Annotated in this window: 8 protein-coding genes; 3 read left to right on the plus strand and 5 right to left on the minus strand. The window is 43.3% G+C overall.

Annotated elements, in window-relative coordinates:
* Positions 1-34 precede the first annotated feature (34 nt).
* Positions 35-844 (minus strand): Cof-type HAD-IIB family hydrolase, encoded by an 810-nt coding sequence (locus tag CWO27_RS22335; RefSeq protein ID WP_107899516.1) that lies wholly within the window; start codon positions 842-844, stop codon positions 35-37.
* Positions 845-1,029: 185 nt separating this feature from the next.
* Between CWO27_RS22335 and queE the strand changes: the two genes are divergently transcribed.
* On the plus strand, positions 1,030-1,698 hold the full coding sequence (gene queE, locus CWO27_RS22340; RefSeq protein ID WP_307862871.1) for a 7-carboxy-7-deazaguanine synthase QueE: 669 nt from the start codon (positions 1,030-1,032) through the stop codon (positions 1,696-1,698).
* A 58-nt stretch (positions 1,699-1,756) separates the two neighbouring features.
* Positions 1,757-2,452, plus strand: coding sequence for a 7-cyano-7-deazaguanine synthase QueC (queC, locus tag CWO27_RS22345; protein ID WP_017063822.1), 696 nt, complete (start codon positions 1,757-1,759; stop codon positions 2,450-2,452).
* Here the strand turns inward: queC and CWO27_RS22350 are convergent.
* The 4 genes from CWO27_RS22350 to CWO27_RS22365 all read right to left on the minus strand — a co-directional run bounded on the left by CWO27_RS22350 (position 2,412) and on the right by CWO27_RS22365 (position 6,971).
* Positions 2,412-4,439: a diguanylate cyclase gene (locus tag CWO27_RS22350; protein WP_107899517.1), complete on the minus strand. Its 2,028-nt coding sequence runs from the start codon at positions 4,437-4,439 to the stop codon at positions 2,412-2,414. The two genes, queC and CWO27_RS22350, sit on opposite strands and share 41 nt — an antisense overlap.
* A 162-nt stretch (positions 4,440-4,601) precedes the next feature.
* Entirely contained in the window at positions 4,602-4,952 is a 351-nt protein-coding gene (locus CWO27_RS22355) for a DUF2750 domain-containing protein (RefSeq protein WP_017062305.1), read from the minus strand.
* A 136-nt stretch (positions 4,953-5,088) separates the two neighbouring features.
* Positions 5,089-5,706: an OmpA family protein gene (locus CWO27_RS22360; RefSeq protein ID WP_048659436.1), complete on the minus strand. Its 618-nt coding sequence runs from the start codon at positions 5,704-5,706 to the stop codon at positions 5,089-5,091.
* A complete protein-coding gene (locus tag CWO27_RS22365) occupies positions 5,706-6,971 on the minus strand; it encodes a TolC family outer membrane protein (RefSeq protein ID WP_102431204.1) in 1,266 nt (421 codons plus the stop codon). The genes CWO27_RS22360 and CWO27_RS22365 overlap by 1 nt, the downstream gene beginning before the upstream one ends.
* Positions 6,972-7,416: 445 nt before the next feature.
* Here CWO27_RS22365 and CWO27_RS22370 point away from each other — a divergent pair.
* A partial coding sequence (locus tag CWO27_RS22370) for an Ig-like domain-containing protein (RefSeq protein ID WP_146161581.1) occupies positions 7,417-9,174 on the plus strand: 1,758 nt, incomplete at its 3' end.

A 9,174-nucleotide genomic window follows, 5' to 3' on the forward strand; every position in this document is an offset into this window, starting at 1 on the left:
GCCTTTTTAGTATTAATTTTACAGAATCGAATGATTATGAGTTGAAGATAAACTTTTCAATTGCTACGGCTACGCCATGGTCGTCGTTACTCGCGGTAATGTGATCGGCGATTTTCTTGGTTTCATCCATCGCGTTGTCCATTGCAATACCAAGGCCAGCGTATTCAAGCATATGGTGATCGTTTTCAGCGTCACCCATGCAGATTACTTCTTCCGCTTTAATGCCTAAGTGTTTCGCAATGGCTTCGATACCGACACCCTTGTTTGAGTTTGGGTTTAGGAACTCTAAGAAGAATGGTGCACTTTGCACGATAGTAAACTGAGTCTTGAGCTCTTGTGGCAACTTGCTGATGATTTCAGTTAGCTTGCTGGGTTCAGCGACAATCATGGTCTTGATGATTTCGTGGTCATCTTCTAATTGAGAAAAGTCGAACTCGGTAATATCTAAGCCATTAATACGCGCTTCAATACCCGTGTACTCGTTGTTCTCAGGTGTGATTAAACCATGAACCTTGCTGAAAGCATGAACATAACCACCAAGCTGTTCAGCGAGGGCTGCAATCTCTTTTGCGGCTTTACCATTGCTGATCTCACTGTGAATGACCTCTTTTGTCGATACGTTCTGAACCATAGAGCCGTTGTAGAAGAGCACAAAGTCATCTTCGCCGTTAATTGAAAGCTCATCTAATTTGCTTTGCATGCCTTCCAAAGGGCGACCAGAAGCCAGAACGACCTTCACACCAGCAGCACGAGCTTTGGCGATCGCGTCTTTGTTCTCTTGAGAAATCACTTTTTCACTGTTGAGTAATGTGCCATCCATATCAAGAGCAATCAGTTTGTACATGTTGTTCCTTACTAAAAAATTAAAAGCTAACGAAATCTAATGGGCGAAAGGATAAGGGAACTTGAAACTTCAGGCTAGGGCTTTGATCAACTCATTTATCGGTACTCATTTGTTTGACCAAAAGGGGGAAGTGCTTTAAGGTCTGCGGTTGATTAATTTCATCTGATGATTGAGCTGAGGGAAAGTTGTACAAGATTAATGAAATGTTTGAAACCATTCAGGGTGAGGGCGTGTTTACTGGCGTTCCCGCTGTTTTTGTTCGTCTGCAAATTTGCCCAGTGGGCTGTTCTTGGTGTGATACCAAACAGACCTGGGAAGCGTTGCCAGAAGATGAGACCAGCCTTGGCGATATTATGGTTAAGACAGAAGATTCACCAACTTGGTCAGCAATCGATGCTCAAGGAATCGTGAATGAATATATCAAGCAAGGTTACACTGCGAAGCACATTGTGATTACTGGTGGTGAGCCATGCATTTATGATCTTGTTCCTCTTACTGAAGCATTTGAGCAGCACGGTTGTCGCTGTCAGATTGAGACTAGCGGAACATCAGAAGTAAAAGCCACACCTGACACTTGGGTTACGGTGTCACCGAAGGTGGCGATGAAAGCGAAACTGGAAATCTTAGATAGCGCCTTACAACGTGCTAACGAAATTAAGCATCCAGTAGGCACAAGCAAAGATATCGAACAACTTGACGGTTTATTGGATCGAGCTGCGGTTCCCAGCGACACTGTTATCGCTCTGCAACCAATTAGCCAAAAAGACCGCGCTACTCAACTTTGTATTGATACCTGCATTGAGCGCAATTGGCGCTTATCAATACAAACTCACAAATATTTGAGCATCGCATAGGTTGTATTTTTACTGGGCAAGATAAGTCGCTAGTAGAAGTTTTTCGTAAGGATTTAAGATGAAAAAAGCAGTTGTAGTATTCAGTGGTGGTCAAGACTCAACAACGTGTCTTGTTCAAGCATTAAAAGAGTATGATGAAGTTCATGCGATTACGTTTGATTATGGTCAGCGCCATAGACTCGAAATTGAAGTTGCTGAGTCATTGTCGAAAGAACTTGGTGTTAAAGCGCACAAAGTGATGGATGTGACTCTGTTGAATGAACTTGCTATCAGCTCTCTGACTCGCGACGATATTCCTGTGTCTCATGAGTTGCAAGAGAATGGACTACCAAACTCTTTTGTTCCTGGTCGTAATATTCTATTTCTAACACTAGCGGGTATTTACGCTTACCAAATCGGTGCTGAAACCGTGATTACAGGTGTGTGTGAAACAGATTTTTCTGGTTACCCTGACTGCCGTAATGACTTTGTGAAGGCGATGAACTCTGCACTTGTACAAGGTATGGATAAGCAGCTTGATATCAAAACACCGCTAATGTGGTTAAACAAGGCTGAGACATGGGCGCTAGCAGACCAGTACTCAGCACTTGAGCTTGTTAGAAACAAAACACTGACTTGTTACAACGGCATTGTTGGTGATGGCTGTGGCGATTGCCCGGCATGTGAACTACGTAAAGTTGGCCTTAACGATTACCTAGGTGATCGCGAAAGCATTATGGCTGAGTTGGTTCGCAAACAGGCTGAGAATAAATAATCTCAGGTAAATCAATCGGCTCGTTATAGGCATCAATAATGCAGTTTCGGCCGTTGCTTTTGGCTTGATAGAGCGCTTGGTCAAGCACTGAATACAAGTCATCAAAGTCACTTAATGCGTTTGAGGTTGCTAGATAAGCAAAACTCGCGGTCACATTAAGTGACTTTTTGCTTTCTGATAAGAAGACAGTGCTGGAAATGGCGTAGTGTAACTCTTCAACGCGTTCTCGTACCTCTGCTGGTGTGGTATCGGTTAGCATGATGACAAATTCTTCTCCCCCTAAGCGACCAAACAATTCACCATTTACTAAGTGTTTTCTAATTTTCTCACTAATATGGATCAGTGCTCGATCACCGGTAGGGTGCCCATGCTCATCATTAATCTTCTTAAACTTATCTAGATCGAGCAGCACGAGCACATGCTGTTTTTCCATCCCTTTACAGCGTTTCACTCTTTTGATTCTTCGAATTATCTCAGTTCGGCTATATGCTTTCGTTAAGCCATCAATTGCGGCTTTTGCGCGAACCGTTTTGTTTACCAATACCGTAAAGCTTGCAGCACAAAGCAACAGAATAACAACGATGTTGTACATCCATCTTTGATGTTCCATTTTTTCAATTTGAACGCGGTCGAGTTTCGTCTGATGTGTCAGGAAAGAGTTCTCAAGTTCCTGCTCATATTTGGCATGCGTCAGGCCGAGGGCTTCGAGTGCGAGTCGATTGTCGATGTCTCTAGCTTCCATTTGTATTGATGAGTATCGCTGGTAAAAATAGAAAGCTTGTTGGTAATCGTTGAGTGATTGATTAATATCAGAAAGCTGTAGAAGTGACTGCGCTATGTATTTATGCCTTGCGACTTGTTCCGCTAATCCTAGCGCTTGTTGAGCATAGTTGAGCGCTTCCGTTGGCAATTTTTGTTCTTCAAACATATCGCTGATAGCCAAGTAAGCATTGATACGAATGACATCATTGCTCAGTTCGCTCGAAGCCGATAGAGATTCGACCAAGTAGGTTCTCGCCAAATCATAATCTTTCATTTGAGTGTATGCTTTTCCTAAGCCAAGACTTGTTAGTGCGATACCGTAGCTATGTGATGACGAGCTCAGTAGTGTTCTTGCTGTCTGAAAGTGGTGAATTGCTAGGTCACTTTGCTCTTGGTTAAGGTTGAGATCCGCAAGGCTGTGATGCACTTGTGCTTTCATTAAATCTGAAGCGTTTTCTCTGAGAGTTAGAGCTTCCTGTAGATACTCAGCCGATTTTTCATATTGCTTTAATTCTTTGAGCAAGTTACCTACATCGTTGTAAACTCCCGAAATATCATGTCCTTGTGGGAAGACATTTATCAGTGATAGGTAGGTATCTAGTGCTGCTTGATAGTCACTTCGAAAATGGTGATTGTTTGCAATGACTCGATAAGTTCCAAACTTTGGCAATACTGGGTCAGCGATGTTATATAAATCTGATTGAAGCGCAGAACAGTAATAGTTAGCTTGATGATATTTAGCTTGCTCGTTAAGTGATCGGCATAGCTGGTACTTTAGCAATGCTTTTCCAGCTAAATCGCTGCGAGATTGCATTTTCGCCAAAAGTGTTAAAAAGCCTTGTTGTGCTTCCTCATATTGGCCTTTGCCGTCTTTCATAAGAGCAGAAATAAACGCTGCTTCTATCGCTTGGTAGTCACTGTCGTTTGAAGCGATTCCGTAGAACGGCTGATCTCGGTGGCTCATGTATTTATAGAGAAGAGACGCAAGGTAAAGCTTATCTCCGTAACTCATTGACCCGATATAGCGTGTTTGCAACATGTTTAATGCGCGCTCAGGAGAGTGGTTTAAAGTAGAAAGATAAAGCGCGTTCCAATCAGCATTAGGAGTAGGGCTTAAATGGGAAGCATAGATTGATGAGTTTTGGTCACGATCTGACGGTAATACTTGGCTATAAGAACAAAAGCTAATGAATAGCAGAAAGGTAACAAAAAAGGAGTGAATCACAAGAGACTATCAATCAGATAAAGAACGATATTCTATTATTAGTTTGATATTGCTTCAAATTTTGAATTCTATAGCTATAAGGTTATGCGAGGTAGGTCTCTAATTTGTTGATACTAATCAGAGGTATATCGGTCGCACGATTCGCGCGACCGATATCAGAAATTAGATGTATAATTTCGCTAGGTCAGAAGGCTCAAGTTCTTTGCCTTCTAATGTTGCATTCCAGTTAGTACCAACAAGAACGCCGTCTTCAGCAAGAGTTAGTAACCAATCTTCTACAAAGATATCTAGTGGAATTTCTAATACTTCGAAGTCAGCCCACTCTTCAACGTTGTGAGTCTGAGCATCTTCTTTTGAAGACCAGAACGGCATCACTTCGCTGTTTTCGAATTCACTTGAGTCACATGCTAGCCAACCTTCTTCGTTGCGAAGGCCCCATACCAGTTTAGTTTCCTGTGTTTCAGAAACGAAAAGTTCTAGATTTGCTTGAGTATCAGCTGTTAGTTTGCTCATGGATTAATTCTCTATGTTGATAACGTGGCAAGATTAACATTATAGACGGCTTAGGTATATGCTATTCAAGGAATTATCACCATACTGAAACGTTAACTTAAGATAACGTTTCAGTATGGTAAAAGCAGGGGAGAGCTTACTTTTTAATTTTGGTGAAAATGTGCCATTCTTCTTTGATATTACCCTTAAATCCAACAACGGAAGCGACAACCTTTCGATGTAGTGCGTGATTGATTTGGGTATCATCACTGCTGAATTCAGAATCACCATGACCGACAATGTTGACTCTAGATGGCTGAATACCGTTGCTGATCAGCGCACGTCTGACATGCGATGCACGTTCTTTTGAAAGCTTTAGGTTGTGTGCTGCGTTACCTACTTTGCTGGCATAACCTTGCAATTCAATCGATGTACTCTCGTAACGCTTCAAAAACGCAGCCATTTGGCGTATCTGCCCTAAGAAAACCGGGTTGATCTCCGTAGAGTTATTAGCAAAGAGTATGTGGAGCTCTTTCTTTTCTGAAGATTCGAAATATGAACCACAACCGTCGTTATCTATCTCAGCACCCATTTGCGTATCGGGACATAGATCTCTAGCATTGATTACTCCATCATTATCATCATCTTCGAGATCATAAATTTGTGTGATCTCAGGAAGAGCTCGATATTCAAATTCTTCATCGCTTGTTTCAGCTAAAACATTGGCAGAGACAACCATGATACAAAGCGGAAATACAGTCTTTATCAGCTTCATTAGTATTCTACCTTTTCATTCCATTCTTGAGGGGTTTCGACGCGTAGTCCGGTCAACAAGTTTCCTGTTGCGTTCATTACTCGGTATTTCGCGTATTGTTCGTCGTACTTGGCATCCAAATACCCTTTACGAGCTTCGAACAATTCATTCTCAGTGTTAAGCAAGTCGAGAAGGGTACGTTTACCGATGCGGTATTGTTTCTCATATGAGATAACCGTGTCTGATGCCGAGTCTACGTGGTCAGATAGGAACTCTTTTTGCTGAACGGTCAAATCCAGAGCGCTCCATGAAAGACGCAGGCTCTCTTCTACATTGCGGTAAGTGCTCTCACGTAGGTCTTTTGCTTTATTGAGTTGGTAAGCGGCACTTTCAGCACGATCTTGATCTGAGCCTCCGTTATAGAGGTTATATCTCAAACGAACCATTGCTGAGAACTCATCGCTACTACCTTTAGTACCACCGGCATCATCACGCCAGGTTTGAGCCGCTTCAAAAGAGACGGTCGGGTAGTTGGTACTCTTGGATTGCTTGTATTGAAACTTGGCTGAGTCCACATCGGCTTGTGCAATCTTGATTACTGGGTGCTGGTTAAAGGCTTTTGCCAATGCACCATCAACGGTATAAGGGATAGCCCCTGCATCTGCTCGAGGGAAGGTTAGCCCTAGCGGAGATTGACCGACAAGCCTTTTAAATTGAGTGTGAGTGTCAAAAAGGTTGTTTTGCGCTGCAAGCAAATTACCGTGTGCTTTAGCGATACGTGCCTCTACCTGTGACATATCTGCCGTTGATCCAATGCCTGATTCAACACGTTTGCGGATATCACTGTATATTTTTTTGTGTGTCGCGAGGTTGTTTTCAGAGAGTGACAGTACTTCATAGGCTTTCACTGCATCAAGATAGACCTTAGTGACTTCTAAAGCGATGTCCTGTGCATTTGATAGCAGTTGATAGCGTACAGATTCTGCATCAGCTGCGGTACGATCGATATCATTTGAGGTATTGGAACCATCCCAGATAAGTTGAGTAAGGGTAATAGTCGCTTCTTTTCGAGTTAGATCTGTTGTGCTTGAGTTAGTCGCTAGGTCGGTGTGTTCATAACCGATCCCTCCATCCAGGTCTATACTCGGACGGTAAGCACCACCAGAAGCATCATTAATATATCGCTTACTGACATATTCATTATAAGCACTTTTGATTTCAGGGTTACTTTCTAAAGTAAACGCAACGGCTTGCTCTAGGGTTTGTGCTGTCGCCGGTAAGGTAATACTTATTGCTAACCCTAATGTTGTCTTTTGAAGCCTGTTCAATGTAAATCTCCCTAAAATTGGCGTACACCTAAGTCTTGAATTCATGCCGTTATATACAAAATTTAGATGAACCGCCAAAAAAACCACGATCGCTAAGCTGGCGTTCGCAAATGGTTGTAAAAATGTTAACCGATCGGCGTGCGTTTTATGGTGTTCTTGTACACGTTAATCTCAAGTTTTATCGCCGATTATTTTCCGTAAACACAATAACTTATATTGTCATTGTGAGCACTAAGATTGTTGTGTGATGTGATCACTGTCATTAGCTTGTCACTCTAGTTGTTAAATACTCGATTCATAACTAGGAATTATATGACTTTAGGTGTTATATTTTAACTAATATTATAAATATAATGTCACTATTTTGACGTTAATGACAAAAAAAGATTTTTTAGGGGTTTATATGGACATGACAACATTGAATTTGGGTGGTGCATTAGCACTTGGCCAGCGCATTGTTATCTCGGTAGATGGTACGATTAAAGTCTTAGAAGAAGGACAACCACTACAAGCAGGGGATGTCGCTCTTGAATCTCAGAACGGGTCCAATGAACCTCAGGTATCGGCAAAACGCTTCTCATCAGAAGAAGGCGAAATTGAGCTCGACCAAGATATCGCGAATATCTTTGCAGCATTAGAAGAAGGTCAAGACCCGACCGAGCTAGGTGAGGAGTTCGCAACGGCAGCAGGTCAAAACGGTTCAAGTTTGGCTTCTAGCGGAACTATTGAACGTGATGGTGAAGAAACTATTCCTGGTACAGAGTTCGTTACTACGGGTTTCGAATCATTGGGCTTATCTCGAACTCAAAGTTTAAGCTTACTTGATGCTTATCGTTCACTCATTGAGCCTGCCGCAGCTCAACCTAATACTAACCCACTGTTTGTCGATTCAAATAGTGACGCTATTGGTGACACAGTATCATTTACGACAGATGAAGATACGCCAGTCAGTGGCACTTTGTCGGCTTCAGATGAAGATGGTGATTCTCTGTCATTCAGTAAATCGACAGAACCTTCAAACGGTACTGTCGTTATCGATGAAAATGGCGATTGGACTTATACCCCAAATGAAAATTACAACGGTAATGACAGCTTTACGGTAGAAGTCTCTGACGGCCAAGGCGGCACAGATACAATAACCGTTAATATCGGTGTTACTCCAATTAATGACCTACCTGTCGGTGAAGATGTTTCTGTAACTACAGATGAAGATACCCCAGTAAGCGGAACATTAAACGCGACAGATGCAGACGGCGACTCGCTAACATTCACAAAAGGGACAGAACCGTCAAATGGCTCTGTAGTTGTCGATGAAAATGGTAATTGGACATACACGCCGGACGAAAATTACAACGGCAGCGATAGCTTCACAGTAGTCGTTTCTGACGGCCAAGGCGGTACAGATACATTGACGGTCAATGTTGGTGTGACACCAGTTAATGACACCCCAACGCTTGTTGATAGCAATGGCGACCCACTGGGTGACAGTGTTGTAGTCACGACTGACGAAGATACGCCAGTCAGTGGTTCTCTTTCTGCATCAGATGATGACAATGACTCACTAAGCTTCTCAAAAGGCAGCGAACCATCTAATGGCTCAGTGACCGTTGATGAAAACGGAAACTGGACCTACACACCAAATGCTGATTACAACGGTAGCGATAGCTTCACAGTAGTCGTTTCTGACGGCCAAGGCGGTACAGATACATTGACGGTCAATGTTGGTGTGGTGCCTTCGCCGACGATCAATGACATCGCGGATGTGAGCGAGGAAGAAGGCGACGCACTGGCGTTCGACGTGACCCTAAGCAATACGGCCGACACGGCACAAACGTACGCGTTCAGCCTGACGGATAACGAAACGGATAACACCGACTACGGCACAGTGTCGTTCAGCAACGGCGTGACGTACGATGCGGTCACAGGCCTGATCACCGTCCCAGCGAATACGGCGAGCTTCACGGTAACGGTAGCGGGTGCGGAAGATACGGTTCTGGAAAGCGATGAAACGTTCACGCTGACCGTTGGTGATAAGACCGCGACGGGCACCATCGAAAACGATGACGCGAAACCGACGATCAATGACATCGCGGATGTGAGCGAGGAAGAAGGCGACGCACTGGCGTTCGACGTGACCCTAAGCAATACGGCCGACACGGCA

The sequence above is a fragment of the Vibrio sp. 10N.286.51.C3 genome (assembly GCF_003050065.1).
Classification (GTDB): domain Bacteria; phylum Pseudomonadota; class Gammaproteobacteria; order Enterobacterales; family Vibrionaceae; genus Vibrio; species Vibrio crassostreae.